Origin of the sequence: Pseudomonas sp. SWRI154 (assembly GCF_014268645.1) — a bacterium.
Lineage (GTDB): Bacteria > Pseudomonadota > Gammaproteobacteria > Pseudomonadales > Pseudomonadaceae > Aquipseudomonas > Aquipseudomonas marvdashtae.
On record NZ_JABWQW010000022.1, the window covers coordinates 88,893 to 105,267 of the forward strand.

Annotated in this window: 12 protein-coding genes; 10 read left to right on the plus strand and 2 right to left on the minus strand. The window is 61.6% G+C overall.

All coding sequences use genetic code 11. The annotated features are described in order from the left end of the window. The first annotated feature begins 51 nt into the window (after window positions 1–51). The 10 genes from hutH (HU806_RS19085) to mdoH all read left to right on the plus strand — a co-directional run bounded on the left by hutH (HU806_RS19085) (window position 52) and on the right by mdoH (window position 13,872). The gene (gene hutH, locus HU806_RS19085; protein ID WP_186613292.1) at window positions 52–1,575 is read left to right on the plus strand and encodes a histidine ammonia-lyase; all 1,524 of its coding nucleotides are present in this window, start codon (window positions 52–54) and stop codon (window positions 1,573–1,575) included. 130 nt (window positions 1,576–1,705) lie between these two features. Beyond that, complete coding sequence (hutH, locus tag HU806_RS19090) at window positions 1,706–3,244, plus strand: histidine ammonia-lyase (protein ID WP_186613294.1); 1,539 nt, start codon at window positions 1,706–1,708, stop codon at window positions 3,242–3,244. A gap of 73 nt (window positions 3,245–3,317) precedes the next feature. Then, window positions 3,318–4,520: an imidazolonepropionase gene (gene hutI / locus HU806_RS19095; RefSeq protein WP_186613295.1), complete on the plus strand. Its 1,203-nt coding sequence runs from the start codon at window positions 3,318–3,320 to the stop codon at window positions 4,518–4,520. A gap of 11 nt (window positions 4,521–4,531) precedes the next feature. Next, the gene (gene hutG, locus HU806_RS19100; RefSeq protein ID WP_186613297.1) at window positions 4,532–5,335 is read left to right on the plus strand and encodes an N-formylglutamate deformylase; all 804 of its coding nucleotides are present in this window, start codon (window positions 4,532–4,534) and stop codon (window positions 5,333–5,335) included. 277 nt (window positions 5,336–5,612) lie between these two features. Then, a complete protein-coding gene (locus HU806_RS19105; protein ID WP_186613299.1) occupies window positions 5,613–6,560 on the plus strand; it encodes a choline ABC transporter substrate-binding protein in 948 nt (315 codons plus the stop codon). 233 nt (window positions 6,561–6,793) lie between these two features. Further along, the gene (locus HU806_RS19110; RefSeq protein ID WP_186613301.1) at window positions 6,794–7,705 is read left to right on the plus strand and encodes an alpha/beta hydrolase; all 912 of its coding nucleotides are present in this window, start codon (window positions 6,794–6,796) and stop codon (window positions 7,703–7,705) included. 105 nt (window positions 7,706–7,810) lie between these two features. Beyond that, a complete protein-coding gene (pip, locus tag HU806_RS19115) occupies window positions 7,811–8,782 on the plus strand; it encodes a prolyl aminopeptidase (RefSeq protein WP_003196909.1) in 972 nt (323 codons plus the stop codon). Further along, window positions 8,779–9,216 carry a D-aminoacyl-tRNA deacylase gene (gene dtd / locus HU806_RS19120; protein WP_186613303.1) on the plus strand — a complete coding sequence of 146 codons (438 nt, stop codon included), beginning with the start codon at window positions 8,779–8,781 and terminating at the stop codon, window positions 9,214–9,216. Before pip ends, dtd begins: the two co-directional genes overlap by 4 nt. Before the next feature lie 350 nt (window positions 9,217–9,566). After that, window positions 9,567–11,309, plus strand: a complete 1,743-nt coding sequence (locus tag HU806_RS19125; RefSeq protein WP_189672513.1) for a glucan biosynthesis protein G — start codon at window positions 9,567–9,569, stop codon at window positions 11,307–11,309. Continuing rightward, window positions 11,302–13,872: a glucans biosynthesis glucosyltransferase MdoH gene (gene mdoH / locus HU806_RS19130; RefSeq protein ID WP_186613307.1), complete on the plus strand. Its 2,571-nt coding sequence runs from the start codon at window positions 11,302–11,304 to the stop codon at window positions 13,870–13,872. Before HU806_RS19125 ends, mdoH begins: the two co-directional genes overlap by 8 nt. Window positions 13,873–13,963: 91 nt before the next feature. Here the strand turns inward: mdoH and HU806_RS19135 are convergent, their stop codons facing one another. Continuing rightward, a complete protein-coding gene (locus HU806_RS19135; protein ID WP_186613309.1) occupies window positions 13,964–14,305 on the minus strand; it encodes a DUF6124 family protein in 342 nt (113 codons plus the stop codon). 679 nt (window positions 14,306–14,984) lie between these two features. Beyond that, window positions 14,985–15,326, minus strand: a complete 342-nt coding sequence (locus HU806_RS19140; RefSeq protein WP_186613311.1) for a DUF6124 family protein — start codon at window positions 15,324–15,326, stop codon at window positions 14,985–14,987. Window positions 15,327–16,375 lie beyond the last annotated feature (1,049 nt).

Consider the following 16,375-nt stretch of genomic DNA (forward strand, 5'->3'; position numbering starts at 1 on the left):
TGTGCCTTAAGCCAGCGGTGATGCTGAAATGAATTTTCCATGAGGTTTGAGATGTCCCAGGCTGAAAAAATCATCATCACCGGCGCTCCGTTGCGCTGGCAGGACGTGGTCGCCGTCGCCCGCTTCGGCGCGGTGCTCGAGCTGTCGACCCAGACCTGGGCGCGGATCGACAATGCCCAGGCCATCGTCCAGCGCATCGTCGAAAGCGGCGAGCGCGCCTATGGCATCAACACCGGCCTGGGGGCCTTGTGCAATGTCTCGCTCAAGGACGAACAACTTAGCCAGTTGTCACGCAACACCTTGCTCAGCCATGCCTGTGGCGTCGGCCCGGCGCTCTCCGATGAGCAGACTCGGGCGATTCTCTGCGCCGCGATCCTCAACTACAGCCAGGGCAAGTCTGGTATCCATCGTCGGGTGGTCGAAGCGCTGCTGGCGCTGCTCAATCGCGGCATCACGCCGCAAGTACCGTCCCAGGGTTCGGTGGGTTACCTGACCCACATGGCCCACATCGGCATCGCGCTGCTGGGCGTCGGTGAGGTCAGCTATCGCGGGCAAATAATCTCGGCGCAACAGGCCCTGGCCGCCGGAGGTTTGCAACCGGTGCAACTGGGGGCCAAGGACGGTTTGTGCCTGGTCAACGGCACGCCGTGCATGACCGGCCTCAGTTGCCTGGCCTTGGCCGATGCGACGCGGCTGGTGCAGTGGGCTGACGTGATCGGCGCCATGAGCTTCGAGGCCCAGCGCGGGCAGATCGCCGCGTTCGATGCCGAGATCGTCGCCCTCAAGCCACACCCTGGCATGCAGCAAGTTGGCGTGAATTTGCGGGCGTTGCTCGACGGCAGCGAAGTCATAGCTTCGAGCCTGGGCATTCGCACCCAGGACGCCTTGAGCATCCGCTCGATTCCCCAGGTGCACGGCGCTGCTCGCGACCAGTTGGCCCACGCCCGTCAACAGATCGAGACCGAACTCAACGCGGTGACCGATAACCCGCTGCTGCTGGGCACGCCGGAGAACTTCCGGGTCATGTCCCAGGCCAATCCCCACGGCCAGTCGGTGGCGTTGGCGGCGGATCTGCTGGCGATTGCCATGGCGGAAATCGGCTCGATCGCCGAACGCCGCCTCGATCGCCTGATCAATCCCCACGTCAGCGGCTTGCCGGCCTTCCTGGTCGCCAACCCCGGAGTGAATTCGGGGATGATGATCGTGCAATACGTCGCTGCGTCGCTGTGCGCGGAAAATCGCCAGTTGGCGCAACCGGCGGTGCTGGACAATTTCGTCACCTCCGGTTTGCAGGAAGATCACCTGAGCATGGGCACCAACGCGGCCCTGAAGCTGCACCGGGCGCTGGAAAACTGCACACAGATCCTCGCCATCGAATACCTGCTGGCGGCCCAGGCCTTTGAATTTCTCAAGGAGCAGCGCTTCGGCGCCGGAACCGACATTGCCTGGAAACTGCTGCGCGAGCGCGTTCCGGCCTACGACCAGGACCGCTGGCTGGCGCCGGACATCGCTGCCGCCGCCGGGCTGCTCAAAGACCCGAACGTGCTGCACAGTGTTTTACCGAATTTGAATTGATCGAAAAATAGCGCCAGCGTGCCAAGGCACCTATAGCCCACAAGGCATCGCCCAAAGCGAAGGTGACGGATAACGGAACATTCCGGAGCGACTGGCGGGTGAAAAAACAAACTCTCAAAAGGAGCAATACATGACTGCCTTGAACCTTATTCCCGGCCAATTGAGCCTGGCTCAATTGCGTGACATCTATCAGCAACCGATCACTTTGAGCCTCGACGCAAGCGCGTCGGCACAGATCGAAGCCAGTGTCGCGTGCGTGGAACAAATCCTCGCCGAGAATCGCACCGCCTATGGCATCAACACCGGTTTTGGCCTGCTGGCCTCGACCCGCATCGCCAGCGAGGACCTGGAAAACCTCCAGCGCTCCCTGGTGCTGTCCCATGCCGCCGGTGTCGGCGAGCCGATCAGCGATGCGCTGGTGCGTTTGGTCATGGTGCTTAAGGTCAACAGCCTGAGCCGGGGTTTTTCCGGTATCCGTCGGCAGGTGATCGATGCGCTGATTGCGCTGATCAACGCTGAGGTCTACCCGCACATTCCGCTCAAGGGTTCGGTCGGTGCGTCCGGTGACCTGGCGCCGCTGGCCCACATGTCCCTGGTGCTGCTGGGCGAGGGTAAGGCCCGCTATAAAGGCGAATGGCTGCCGGCTGTCGAGGCGCTGAAAGTCGCTGGCCTTGCACCGCTGACCCTGGCCGCCAAGGAAGGCCTGGCGCTGCTCAATGGCACCCAGGTTTCTACCGCGTTCGCCCTGCGTGGCCTGTTCGAAGGCGAAGACCTGTTTGCCGGTGCCCTGGCCTTGGGCAGCCTCACGGTGGAGGCGGTGCTTGGCTCGCGTTCGCCATTCGATGCACGCATCCATGCCGCCCGTGGCCAGAAAGGCCAGATCGATGCCGCCGCGGCCTATCGCGATCTGCTGGGAGAGCGCAGTGAAGTGTCCGATTCGCACCAGAACTGCGACAAGGTCCAGGACCCGTACTCCCTGCGTTGCCAGCCGCAAGTGATGGGCGCCTGCCTGACCCAATTCCGCCAGGCCGCCGAGGTGCTGGTGATCGAGGCCAATGCCGTGTCGGACAACCCGCTGGTATTCGCCGCCGAGGGGGACGTGATTTCCGGTGGCAACTTCCACGCCGAACCGGTGGCGATGGCCGCCGATAACATGGCCCTGGCGATCGCCGAGATCGGCTCCCTGAGTGAGCGGCGCATTTCGTTGATGATGGACAAGCACATGTCGCAACTGCCGCCGTTCCTGGTGGCCAATGGCGGGGTGAACTCCGGCTTCATGATCGCCCAGGTGACCGCAGCGGCCCTCGCCAGTGAAAACAAGGCGCTGTCCCATCCTCATTCGGTGGACAGCCTGCCGACCTCGGCCAACCAGGAAGATCACGTCTCCATGGCCCCAGCCGCCGGCAAGCGCCTGTGGGAAATGGCCGAGAACACCCGCGGGATCCTTGCGGTGGAGTGGCTGGCGGCGTGCCAGGGGCTGGACCTGCGCGGCGGCTTGAAAACCTCCGCCAAGTTGGAACAGGCCCGGGCCCTGCTGCGTGCAGAAGTGCCGTTTTATGAGAAGGACCGCTTCTTTGCGCCGGACATTAATGCGGCCAGTGAGTTGCTGGCGAGTCGGTGCCTGAATGCATTGGTCACCGCGCAATTGCTGCCGAGTTTCCAAGGCTGATCCGATCGTTCCCACGCTCTGCGTGGGAATGCCTCATGGGATGCTCTGTGTCCCGCTCTGACGGAGGACGTCAATGAAAACCCTCTGGCAAAACTGCCACGCCGCCACCATGGCCAGGGGCGTCTACTCGATCATCGAAGACGCCGCCATCGTCACCCAGGGCGAGCACATTCACTGGATCGGCCCGCGCGCCGAATTGCCGGCGGGTGACTACCCGACGGTCAACGACCTCAACGGCGCCTGGGTCACGCCGGGGTTGATCGACTGCCACACCCACACGGTGTTCGGCGGCAACCGCAGCGGTGAGTTCGAACAGCGCTTGCAAGGCGTGAGCTACGCCGAGATCGCCGCTGCTGGTGGCGGTATCGCCAGCACAGTGCGCGCCACTCGGGCGGCCAGTGAAGACGAACTGTTCGCCAGCGCCGCCAAACGCCTGAAAAGCCTGATGCGTGACGGCGTGACCACGGTGGAAATCAAATCCGGCTACGGCCTGGACCTCGCCAGTGAACGCAAAATGCTGCGGGTCATCCGCCGCCTTGGCGCCGAACTGCCGGTCAGCGTGCGCAGCACCTGCCTGGCCGCTCACGCGTTGCCGCCGGAATACCAGGATCGCGCCGATGACTACATCGAGCACATCTGCGCCGAGATGCTTCCGGCCCTGGCCGCCGAGGGGCTGGTGGATGCGGTGGATGCCTTTTGCGAATACCTGGCGTTTTCCCCGGAACAAGTCGAACGAGTATTTTTGACCGCGCAACGGCTGGGCCTGCCGGTGAAGCTGCACGCCGAACAATTGTCGTCGCTCAATGGCTCCAGCCTGGCGGCGCGTTACCAGGCGCTGTCGGCCGATCATCTGGAATTCATGACCGAGGACGACGCCAAGGCCATGGCCGCGTCCGGTACCGTGGCGGTGTTGTTGCCGGGGGCGTTTTATTTCCTGCGCGAAACCCAGCTGCCGCCCATGGATGCCTTGCGCAAGCACGGCGTAAAGATCGCCGTAGCCAGTGACCTCAACCCCGGCACCTCGCCAGCGTTGTCGCTGCGCCTGATGCTGAACATGGCTTGCACCTGTCTGCGCCTGACCCCGGAGGAAGCGCTGGCGGGGGCGACGATTCATGCGGCACAGGCCTTGGGTATGGCGAGCACCCACGGTTCGCTGGAAGCCGGCAAGGTCGCGGATTTCGTCGCCTGGCACATCGAGCGCCCGGCCGATCTGGCGTACTGGCTCGGTGGCGATCTGGAAAAACGCGTCGTGCGTCACGGCGTCGAAATCGATTGAGGAGAGTGGTTGTGGAAAAGGTCCTGAGTTTCAAGCAAGGGCGCGTGCCGCTGTTGATCAGCATGCCCCACGCGGGCCTGCGCCTGACGCCGGCGGTGAAGGCCGGGTTGATCCCCGAGGCCCAGAGCCTGCCGGACACCGATTGGCACATCCCCAGGCTGTACGAATTCGCCGATGAGCTGGGCGCCAGCACCCTGGCCGCAGAGTACTCGCGGTTTGTCGTCGACCTGAATCGTCCTGCCGACGACACGCCGATGTACGTCGGCGCCACCACCGGTTTGTACCCGGCGACATTGTTCGATGGCGTGCCGTTGTTCCGCGAAGGCCTGGAGCCGTCGGCCGAGGAGCGGGCGACGTATCTGCAACAGGTCTGGATGCCATACCACCAGGCACTGCAGCAGGAACTGGCACGGCTCAAGGCCGAGTTCGGCTATGCCTTGCTGTTCGATGCCCACTCGATCCGTTCAGTGATCCCGCACTTGTTCGACGGCAAGCTGCCAGACTTCAACCTCGGCACGTTCAACGGCACCAGCTGCGCCCCGACCCTGGCCAGCCAACTCGAAGCCATCTGCGCCCGCCACGACCGGTTCACCCACGTACTCAACGGGCGTTTCAAGGGCGGACACATCACGCGGCACTACGGCAATCCGGCCCAGGACATTCACGCGGTGCAACTGGAACTGTGCCAGAGCACCTATATGGAAGAGTTCGAGCCGTTCAACTACCGCCCCGACCTGGCGGCGCCGACCCAGGTGGTGCTCAGGGAGTTACTGGAAGGTTTCCTGGCGTGGGGACAAAAGACCCATAAACGCTAATTTATGGCGAGTCAGCTTCTGTGGCGAGGGAGCTTGCTCCCGCTGGGACGGTCCGACGATTCGGGCGAAGCCGCCCTCGCTTTTTTGCGGTCGCTACGCAACCGAGCGGGAGCAAGCTCCCTCGCCACAAAAGCATTTCAAGCCCCTCAACCTGTCGCCACCGTGCAAAACCGAGTCGCCACAGTTCATCTGCGCCCCCTCGACGCTGCGTAATGTTCCAGGCACGGTGCGCAAAGACACCGACCTATAACAATCCGCTGCCGCCGAGACCCTTGCGATGAAAAGACTGTTCAAACGCTGTCTGTCGATCCTCTGCGGTACCGTTCTATTGAACTTCGGTGTGATGGCCGCCGAGACGGCGTCCTGCCAGACCGTGCGCATGGGCGTAGTCAACTGGACCGACGTGATCGCCACCAGCGGCATGGCCGACGTGTTGCTCACCGGGCTGGGCTACGAAAGCAAGCAGACCAGCGCCGTACAGCAGATCATCTTCGCCGGCATTCGCGACAAGCGCCTCGACATCTTCCTGGGCTATTGGAAACCGGCGATGGACAAGAACATCGCCCCGTTCCTGGCCGCCAATCAGGTGAAGGTATTGGACAAGCCGAGCCTGGCCGATGCCCAGGCCACCTTGGCCGTTCCGGACTACGTGGCGGCGGCGGGGCTCAAGACCTTTGCCGACATCGCCCGGTTCAAGGATCAGCTCGGCGCCAAGATCTACGGCATCGAGCCGGGCAGCGGCGCCAACACCACCATCAAGACCATGATCGAGACCAACCACTTCGGCCTCAAGGATTTCAAACTGATCGAATCCGGAGAGGCGGGGATGCTGGCGGCGGTGCAGCGGGCGGTCAATCGCAAGGAGTTCGTAGTCTTTGTCGGCTGGACCCCGCACCCGATGAACATCAACATGAACATCACGTACCTGACTGGCAGCGAAGACGTTTATGGCCCCAATGAAGGTGCCGCGACCGTCTCCATCGTGACCGCGCCAGACTACGCCCAGCGTTGCCCGAATGTGAACCGGCTGTTGGAAAACCTCACCTTCACCGCAGCCCAGGAAAGCCAGTTGATGGTGCCGATCATGGAGCGCAAGACGCCTCAGGAGGTCGCCCGGCAATGGCTGCGCGAGCATCCCGAAGACCTGCAGCGCTGGCTCGCCGGCGTCACCAGCTACGATGGCAAGGATGGCGTGGCGGCGGTGCAGGCCAGTCTAAAGAACTGACACAACCTTCTGGACACTGATAATCCCTGTGGCGAGGGAGCTTGCTCCCGCTGGGCTGCGAGCAGCCCCAAAAAAAAACGGGCGCTGCGCACCCGAGCGGGAGCAAGCTCCCTCGCCACAAAAGCCACAAAAGCCACAAAAGCCACAAAAGCCACAAAAGCCACAAAAGCCACAAAAGCCACAAAAGCCACAAAAGCCCCGGGCTACACCTTGGCATTCCACGGCAAATCACAATGGCCTACCCACTCTCCCAGGCAATGTCCGCCTTCATCGACAAAACCCTGAGCTTCACCAGCCCGGACGACAGTCTCGACGGTTCGCGCCAGGCCTACAGTCAAATGTGCCGGGCATTCACCCCGCCGCGTCCGCCAACGCTTGCGGTCGAGGATTTGCAGTTGGCCGGCGTAGCCGTGCGGGCCTATCACCCGCGAACTTCGCCGCCGCTTGCCGGCTGGCCGTGCTTGCTCTATCTGCATGGCGGTGGCTGGGTCGTGGGGGATCTGGATTCCCACGACTTCATCTGCATGGAATTGGCAGTTGAGCTTGGCGCGTTGGTGTTGGCGGTCGATTACCGGCTGGCCCCGGAGCATCCGTTCCCGGCCGGTTTCGAAGACTGTTTTGCGGTGTGGTGCCACCTGGCGGACGCACCATTTGCCATCGATCCACGTCGCAGGGTGGTGGTCGGTGACAGTGCCGGCGGCAACCTCGCCGCTGCGTTGTGCCTGGCCTTGCGCGATGCAGGCCGGCCTCTGCCCAAGGCTCAGGTGCTGGTTTACCCGGCGCTCGGCGGTCCTGCTCATTTGCCGTCGCGCAATGAATGTTTCGATGCGCCGCTCCTGAGCAGCGACGATCTGCAACGCTATGACGCGTTGTACCTGCGGAGTGCGCAACCCTCGGCCTATGCCGCGCCATTGCTCGCCGATGACCTGGGAGGCCTGCCACCGGCGCTGATCGCCGTCGCCCAATGGGATCCGCTGCGCGACGACGGTGTCCTCTACAGCGAGCGGCTGAACGCCGCAGGAGTCACCTCGCAACTCTATGTCGGAGAAGGCCTCGTCCACGGTTGCCTGCGCGCCCGAGGCCAGGTGCCAGAGGTCGATCAGCTGTATCGCACGCTGCTGGCGTTCCTGGCTGACACGCTTTGACTGCGCAGGGGGCATGCTCATTCAGGTAATTCGGGTTTATGATGCCGGACGGCAGACTAAATAGAAGTCCCCACAGGGATGACTCGACCCCTTACGGAGCGCGCAATGCAGACTTTGTACCCGCAGATCAAACCCCATGCCCGGCACGATCTGGCTGTCGATGACACCCACACCCTCTATGTCGATGAAAGCGGTTCGCCGGAAGGCCTACCGGTGGTGTTCATTCACGGCGGCCCTGGGGCGGGTTGCGATGCACAGAGCCGCCGCTACTTCGATCCGAACCTGTACCGCATTGTCACTTTCGACCAGCGCGGTTGTGGTCGTTCGACCCCTCACGCCAGCCTGGAAAACAACACCACCTGGGATCTGGTCGAAGACCTCGAGCGCATCCGCAAGCACCTGGGCATCGAAAAATGGGTGCTGTTCGGCGGTTCCTGGGGCTCGACCCTGGCGCTGGCCTACGCCCAGACCCATCCGGAGCGGGTGCACGGCTTGATCTTGCGCGGGATTTTTCTCTGCCGTCCGCAGGAAATCGAGTGGTTCTACCAGGCCGGCGCCAGTCGCTTGTTCCCTGACTATTGGCAGGACTACATCGCACCGATCCCGTTGGACGAGCGCGACGACCTGCTCAGCGCTTTCCACAAGCGCCTGACCGGTAACGACCAGATCGCCCAGATGCACGCGGCCAAGGCCTGGTCCACCTGGGAGGGCCGTACCGCGACCCTGCGCCCGAACCCGCTGGTGGTCGATCGCTTCTCCGAGCCGCAGCGCGCACTGTCGATCGCCCGGATCGAATGCCACTACTTCACCAACAATGCTTTCCTCGAACCCAACCAACTGATTCGCGACATGGGCAAGATCGCCCATTTGCCGGGCGTCATCGTCCATGGCCGCTACGACGTTATCTGCCCGTTGGACAATGCCTGGGAGTTGCACCAGAACTGGCCCAACAGCGAACTGCAGGTGATCCGCGACGCCGGTCACGCCGCTTCGGAGCCAGGGATTACCGATGCGCTGGTGCGCGCCGCCGCGCAAATGGCCCGGCGCCTGCTCGACTTGCCACCCGAAGAAGCATGAAGGGGCTGTTGCAGCGGGTTCGCGGTGCCCGGGTCGAAGTCGCTGGCGAGATCGTCGGGGCCGTGGACCACGGCTTGCTGGTACTGGTTGCCGTCGAGCCTGGAGATACCCGGGCCAACGCCGACAAACTCCTGCACAAGCTGCTTAACTACCGGGTGTTCAGCGACGCCGAGGGCAAGATGAACCTGTCCCTGGCGGATGTCGGGGGGGGATTGCTGCTGGTGTCGCAGTTCACCTTGGCGGCGGACACCAAAAGCGGCCTGCGTCCGAGTTTTTCGACCGCCGCGCCGCCTGCGCTCGGTGAAGAACTCTTCGACTATCTACTTAGCCAGGCGAAACAGGTGCATGGCACCGTGGCATCAGGTAGATTCGGCGCCGACATGCAAGTGCATCTGGTCAATGATGGCCCGGTAACCTTTCTGTTACAGGTCTGAAAGCGTTTGAAACATCTTTTCGGTCCGGTTTCGAGTCAAAACACGGAGTTTTCTCGATAAATACTTTGCTAGCCCTGATGCGTTGTCACGCGGCCTACTAGATAATCGCGCGCTACGGGGGACCAGCGTTCGCTGGTCCATTTGACTTAGGTAGAGACTTGTCCTGAACCGTTTGGGGAATCATTTTGTCCCATCGGAGTCGGAACAATGCTCGCCAACTTGGCAAGAGTGGTCCGCAGGAACGGTTTTTCAGCGCCGTTACCGTGCAGATACTTTATCTGGCCGTTGGTTTTTTGATCTGTTTTCGGCGAGGGTTGCTCGTGATTGTTAGTCCCTGTAATGCACCAAAAATGACTGCCAAACGGTTTAGAAACGCTCTGGTAGCGGGCTCCGCCCTGTTGTGCCTGTTTGGCGCGGGCCAACTGTGGGCATTCAGCCTGGATGATGTATCGGCGAAGGCACAAGAACTGGCCGGGCAGAAATTCGAAGCCCCGCGCAGCAATCTGCCGAACGAATTCCGCGAAATGAAATTCGCCGATTATCAGAAAATCCGTTTCCGCACCGAAAAAGCTGAGTGGGCCGACCAGAAGACCCCGTTCCGGTTGTCCTTCTATCACCAGGGCATGCATTTCGATACGCCGGTGAAGATCAACGAAATCACCGCGACCACTGTCGACGAGATCAAGTACGACCCGACACGTTTCGATTTCGGCGACGTCAAGTTCGATCCCAAGGCTACCGAACAGCTGGGCTACGCCGGTTTCCGCGTGTTGTACCCCATCAACAAGGCCGACAAGCAAGACGAAATCATGACCATGCTGGGCGCGAGCTATTTTCGCGTTATCGGCAAGGGTCAGGTTTATGGCTTGTCCGCCCGCGGCATGGCCATCGACACCGCGTTGCCATCCGGTGAGGAATTCCCGCGCTTTCGCGAGTTCTGGATCCAGCGTCCGAAACCGACCGACAAGCACCTGGTGATCTTCGCCCTGTTGGACTCGCCACGGGCCACCGGCGCCTATCGCCTGACCGTGCGTCCGGGCACCGACACGGTTGTTGACGTCAAATCCCGTGTGTTCCTGCGTGATCGCGTCAACAAGCTGGGCATCGCCCCGTTGACCAGCATGTTCCTGTTCGGCGCCAACCAGCCATCCAAGGTGCTGAACTACCGTCGTGAACTCCATGACTCCAGCGGCCTGTCGATCCATGCCGGCAACGGCGAGTGGATCTGGCGTCCGCTGAACAACCCGAAACACCTGGCCGTGAGCAACTTCTCGGTAGAAAACCCGCGTGGTTTCGGCTTGCTGCAGCGCGGCCGCGATTTCAGCCACTACGAAGATCTCGACGACCGCTACGAAAAACGCCCAAGTGCCTGGATCGAGCCGAAAGGCGATTGGGGCAAGGGCTCCGTCGACCTGGTTGAGATCCCGACAGCCGACGAGACCAACGACAACATCGTTGCTTTCTGGAGCCCGGAAAAACTGCCTGAGCCAGGTCAGCCGCTGGACTTTGCCTATCGCCTGCACTGGACACTCGACGAGGCCAGCCTGCACTCGCCAGACAGTGCCTGGGTCAAGCAGACCCTGCGTTCCACGGGTGATGTGAAGCAGTCCAACCTGATCCGTCAGCCGGACGGCAGCGTGGCGTACCTGGTGGATTTCGAAGGTCCGTCCCTGCAAGCCCTGCCTGAAGACGCCGATGTGCGTAGCCAGGTGAGCATTGGCGACAACGGCGAGATCGTCGAGAACAGCGTGCGCTACAACCCTGAAACCAAGGGCTGGCGCTTGACGCTGCGCTTGAAGATCAAGGATCCGAGCAAGGCGACCGAGATGCGTGCCGCGTTGGTCCGCCCTCTGGTTCCTGTCGAGCTGCCAGCCACCTCGCATTCGGTGACGACCCTGGCCAAGGCCGACAAGGTCGCCAAGCAGCAGAGCGAAAAAGACAAAGCCAACGAGCAAGCCGGCGAGCAGAAAGAAGCCAAGGCCGTCAAGGCGTCCACCGCCGCTGCCGAGCCGACCCCAACCCCACAGGAACCGGAACAGACTGAGCAAGTCCTGACCGAGACCTGGAGCTACCAGTTGCCTGCCGATGAGTAATACGTCCGTACAACCAGAATCTCTCAGTGAGTATCTGGCCCATTTGCCGATGACCGATGAGCAGCGCGCCGAGCTGGCGGGCTGCAAGTCTTTCAGCGAATTGCACGAGCGCCTGGCTTCTTCGACATTCGATGCACCCAACGAGGCGGCGCAAGCCTCGGTGGGCCGTCGCCTGACGTTGAGCACTGCCGAGGAACTCGAGGAAGCCGAAATGCTGGCCCTCGATTCCAGCGGCCGCGTGTGCTTGAAGGCGACTCCGCCAATTCGTCGGACCAAGGTCGTACCGGAGCCGTGGCGCACCAATATCCTGGTGCGCGCCTGGCGCCGCCTGACTGGCCGCACCAACCCGCCGAAACCGCCCAAGGACGAGCGCGTATTGCCGCACGCGCGTTGGCGTACCGTGGGCTCGATCCGCCGCTACATCCTGCTGATCCTGATGCTCGGCCAGACGATTGTTGCCGGCTGGTACATGAAAGGCATCATGCCGTACCAGGGCTGGTCGCTGGTGGACCTGGACGAAATCCTGCATCAACCGCTGTTGCAAACGGCCACGCAAGTGCTGCCGTATGCGCTGCAAACCAGCATCCTGATTCTGTTCGGGATCTTGTTCTGCTGGGTATCGGCGGGTTTCTGGACCGCGTTGATGGGCTTTCTCGAACTGCTCACCGGACACGACAAGTACCGTATCTCCGGCGCCAGCGCCGGTAATGAGCCGATTCCCAAGGACGCCCGCACTGCGCTGGTGATGCCGATCTGTAACGAGGACGTGCCACGGGTATTCGCCGGCCTGCGCGCCACCTTCGAATCCGTCGCGGCCACGGGTGACCTGGATCGCTTCGACTTCTTTATACTCAGCGACAGCAACGAAACCGATATCTGTGTCGCCGAACAGCAAGCCTGGATGGACGTCTGCCGTGAAACCGGTGGCTTCGGCAAGATCTTCTACCGTCGTCGCCGTCGCCGCGTGAAGCGCAAGAGCGGCAACCTCGACGACTTCTGCCGTCGGTGGGGCAGCGACTACAAGTACATGGTCGTGCTCGACGCCGACAGTGTCATGAGCGGCGAATGCCTGACTAGCCTGGTACGGCTGATGGAAGCCACGCCGGACGCTGGCATCATCCAGACCGCGCCACGTGCCTCGGGCATGGATACGCTGTATGCGCGCATGCAGCAGTTCGCTACTCGGGTGTACGGTCCGCTGTTTACGGCCGGTTTGCACTTCTGGCAGTTGGGCGAATCCCATTATTGGGGCCATAACGCGATCATCCGCATGAAACCGTTTATCGATCACTGCGCCCTCGCGCCGTTGCCCGGTAAAGGTGCGTTCTCCGGAGCGATCCTGTCCCACGACTTCGTCGAAGCCGCGCTGATGCGCCGTGCCGGCTGGGGCGTGTGGATTGCCTATGACCTGCCGGGCAGCTACGAAGAGCTGCCGCCGAACCTGCTGGACGAACTCAAGCGTGACCGTCGCTGGTGCCACGGTAACCTGATGAACTTCCGGCTGTTCCTGGTCAAGGGCATGCACCCGGTGCACCGTGCGGTGTTCCTGACCGGCGTGATGTCTTACCTGTCGGCACCGCTGTGGTTCTTCTTCCTGGTGCTGTCCACCGCGCTGCTGGCAGTGAACACGCTGATGGAGCCGCAGTACTTCCTCGAGCCACGCCAGCTGTATCCACTATGGCCGCAGTGGCATCCGGAAAAAGCCATCGCGCTGTTCTCCACCACGATCGTGTTGCTGTTTTTGCCCAAGCTTTTGAGCATCATCCTGATCTGGGCAAAAGGCGCGAAGGAATTCGGCGGCAAGTTCAAGGTGACTCTGTCCATGCTGCTGGAGATGTTCTTCTCCATGTTGCTGGCGCCGGTGCGGATGATTTTCCACACTCGCTTCGTCCTTGCTGCTTTCCTGGGCTGGGCCGCGACCTGGAATTCGCCGAAACGTGACGACGATTCCACGCCATGGAGCGAAGCGGTCAAGCGCCACGGTCCACAAACCCTGTTGGGCTTTTTCTGGGCCTTGCTGGTGATCTGGCTGAACCCAAGCTTCCTGTGGTGGCTGGTGCCGATCGTGGGCTCCTTGATGCTGTCGATCCCGGTCTCGGTGATCTCCAGCCGCGTGGGCCTGGGCTTGAAATCCCGTGATGAAAGCCTGTTCCTGATTCCTGAGGAATACGCACCGCCGCAGGAGTTGCTGTCGACTGACCAGTACACCCATGAAAACCGTTGGCATGCACTGAACGACGGCTTCATCCGGGCAGTGGTCGACCCGCAACAAAATGCCTTGGCGTATGCGCTGGCGACTTCGCGTCACGGCCAGGCCGAGCCGATCGAATGGCTGCGGGTCGAACGCGTTCGTCACGCCCTGAAGGTCGGCCCCGAGGGGCTCAACAACGCCGAGCGACTGGCGCTGCTGAGTGATCCGGTGGCCTTGTCCCGTCTGCATGAGCAGGTCTGGAGCGAGGCGCATCCCGAGTGGTTGGCGGCGTGGCGTGAATCGGTGAAGGCCGACCCCCATGCACCGTTGCTGCCGCTTCAGCCGGTGAGCGTACAGCCTCAACTGGCTTGATGGCCTGATACGCAAAAAGCCCCGCTTCTGGAAGGAAGCGGGGCTTTTTGTTTGGCGTTATATGGGTTTTTGATCTCCGCCCGTGGCAAGGTCAGGGTTGTGTATTGACGTTGTCCAATGCTCGGTTTGCCAACATGCCACTCAGCTCGATCAGTTGCTGAATACCAAGGGCAATATGGCGGCGCGAGCCTTTCAGGTCGAAGGCAAGGTCGCTGATCATGGCGTCGGCTGAGGCCAGGTTTTCGCTGAGGTTGGCCAGCAGGCTTTCGGTGTCGATGCCATCGGCGACGGTGAAGAGCTGGCCTGGCGACGGTTTCTTCTCGGATTTGGCCTGTTTGGGGTTCAGGTAGTAATCGAGCGCGCGGTCGGTGGCTTCCTGGAGTTTCTTGGGGTCGGTTTCTGGTTCTGGCGGGTTGGGTGTGACCTTGTGCATGGTTGACGCTCCTTGATTGATGGAGCCGCCAGACATCGCTGCTAAACGAGAAGGGTGGCGGCAGTACGCGGGTTAGCAGACCAGGAATCAAGGAACCCGGCGCACCGAAGTGCCCCACGCACAGCCGCCATGAAGCGGAGCTGCGTGCCTTGATAGTGTGCCGAGCTGCTAAACCCGATCGCTGAACTGACAGCGACCCGCAAACGTTAGAGCCCAAGGCCAAGGCGCACAAGCCGGCGGATTCTGGCGTAGTTGTAGGCAATGGCGCAAGACGTCGTAGCCTTGGGATGACGGATTGTGGGAGGTAGGTGTTTTTGTGTGTATATCCGTTGTTTAGGTCACGGCTGCTTAGGGTTTCGCTCTTACAGCGACTCACTTTTATGAAGCGTAAAAGTAAGCAAAACGCTTTTGCCCCACCACTCGGCACCTCGCCTAGGCTCGGTGTGCCCTCACTCCGGCATTGCTCCGTGGGCCCGCCGCGAAGGACCATCCATGGTCCAGCGCGGCTATCCCGGCATCCATGCCGGGATGCCCACTCCACAATGCCTGCGTTCGGCCAGCGTGGTTAACGGGGCGCCGAGATCAACATCCGTCGCGAGGCGGCCTGATAGCCGACCTGGTTTTGTGTGGACGCGTTTCTCCAGCGGGACGAGCCTTCGCGCCACGGTACGCGGTGTGGTCAGTGTTGTGGATTGACGTTATCCAGCATCCGGTTTGCCAGCAAACCGCTCAGCTCGATCAGTTGCAAGATGCCAAGCGCAACTTGGCGCCGGGAGCCTTCAAGGTCGAATGCAAGGTCGTTGATCATGGCATCGGCCGAGGCCAGGGTTTCGCTGAGGTTGGCCAGCAGGCTTTCGGTGTCGATGCCGTCGACGACGGTGAAGAGCGGGTCTGACGGTTGTTTGTTCCTGGGTTTGTTCTGTTCGGGTTTCAGGTAGTAATCGAGCGCGCGGTCGGTGGCTTCCTGGAGTTTCTTGGGGTCGGTTTCTGGTTCTGGTGGGTTGGGTGTCACTTTGTACATGGTTGACGCTCCTAGGGTTATGGAGCCGCCAGATATCGCTGCTAAACGAGGAGGGTGGCGACTGTACGCGGGTTAGCAGACCGGGACCCTAGAACCCGGCAGACCCGAAGGTCTCCCACGCACAACCGCCATGACATAGATGCGCAGGCGCTGAAGCCTGCTCACGCATTTGGGGAGTGTACGTCTAGGATTTGTCCAGGCTGCTAAACCCGATCGCTGAACTGACAGCGACCCGCAAACGTTAGAGCCCAGGGCCAAGGCGCACAAGCCGGCGGATTCTGGCGTAGTTGTAGGCAATGGCGCAAGACTCCGTAGCCTTGGGATGACGGATTGTGGGGCGTAGGTATTTTTGTATGTATATCCGTTGTTTAGGTCACGGCTGCTTATGGTTCCGTCCTTACGACGGCTCACTTTTATGAAGCGTAAAAGTAAGCAAAACGCTTTTGCCCCACCACTCGGTGCCTCGCCTAGGCTCGGCATGCCCTCACTCCGGCATTGCTCCGTGGGCCCGCCGCGAAGGACCATCCATGGTCCAGCGCGGCTACCTCGGCATCCATGCCGAGGTTCCCACTCCACAATGCCTGCGTTCGGCCAGCGTGGTTAACGGGGCGCCGAGATCAACGTCCACCGCGAGGCGGCCTGAAAGCCGACCTGGTTTGGGTGGGACTGCATTTCTCCCGTGGCGAGGGAGCTTGCTCCCGCTGGGTTGCGGAGCAGCCCCAAAACCATTCGGCAAGATGCATCTGGGAAACAGCAGGTCGTTTTTTACGACTGCTGCGCAGCCGAGCGGGAGCAAGCTCCCTCGCCACGGGTTGTTGTTTGCTCAGGAAAAAGGTTTTTTCATGTGGGAGTGAAGGCCAGCTCATAGCCCCACCGCCATCGCGAGCAAGCTCGCGCTGGAGAAACGCGGTCCCGATCAAGAACCAGGTCGGCTATCAGGCCGCCTCGCGGCGGACGTTTGATCTCGGCGCCCCGTTAACCACGATGGCCGAACGCAGGCATTGCGCAGTGGGCATCCCGGCATGGATGCCGGGATAGCCGCGCTGGCC

Bases quoted from the DNA above. Each gene is read 5' to 3' on its own strand.
- hutH (WP_186613292.1), top strand. From the start codon at position 52: ATGTCCCAGGCTGAAAAAATCATCATCACCGGCGCTCCGTTGCGCTGG.
- hutH (WP_186613294.1), top strand. From the start codon at position 1,706: ATGACTGCCTTGAACCTTATTCCCGGCCAATTGAGCCTGGCTCAATTG.
- hutI (WP_186613295.1), top strand. From the start codon at position 3,318: ATGAAAACCCTCTGGCAAAACTGCCACGCCGCCACCATGGCCAGGGGC.
- HU806_RS19105 (WP_186613299.1), top strand. From the start codon at position 5,613: ATGAAAAGACTGTTCAAACGCTGTCTGTCGATCCTCTGCGGTACCGTT.
- HU806_RS19110 (WP_186613301.1), top strand. From the start codon at position 6,794: ATGGCCTACCCACTCTCCCAGGCAATGTCCGCCTTCATCGACAAAACC.
- pip (WP_003196909.1), top strand. From the start codon at position 7,811: ATGCAGACTTTGTACCCGCAGATCAAACCCCATGCCCGGCACGATCTG.
- dtd (WP_186613303.1), top strand. From the start codon at position 8,779: ATGAAGGGGCTGTTGCAGCGGGTTCGCGGTGCCCGGGTCGAAGTCGCT.
- HU806_RS19125 (WP_189672513.1), top strand. From the start codon at position 9,567: ATGACTGCCAAACGGTTTAGAAACGCTCTGGTAGCGGGCTCCGCCCTG.
- mdoH (WP_186613307.1), top strand. From the start codon at position 11,302: ATGAGTAATACGTCCGTACAACCAGAATCTCTCAGTGAGTATCTGGCC.
- HU806_RS19135 (WP_186613309.1), bottom strand. From the start codon at position 14,305: ATGCACAAGGTCACACCCAACCCGCCAGAACCAGAAACCGACCCCAAG.
- HU806_RS19140 (WP_186613311.1), bottom strand. From the start codon at position 15,326: ATGTACAAAGTGACACCCAACCCACCAGAACCAGAAACCGACCCCAAG.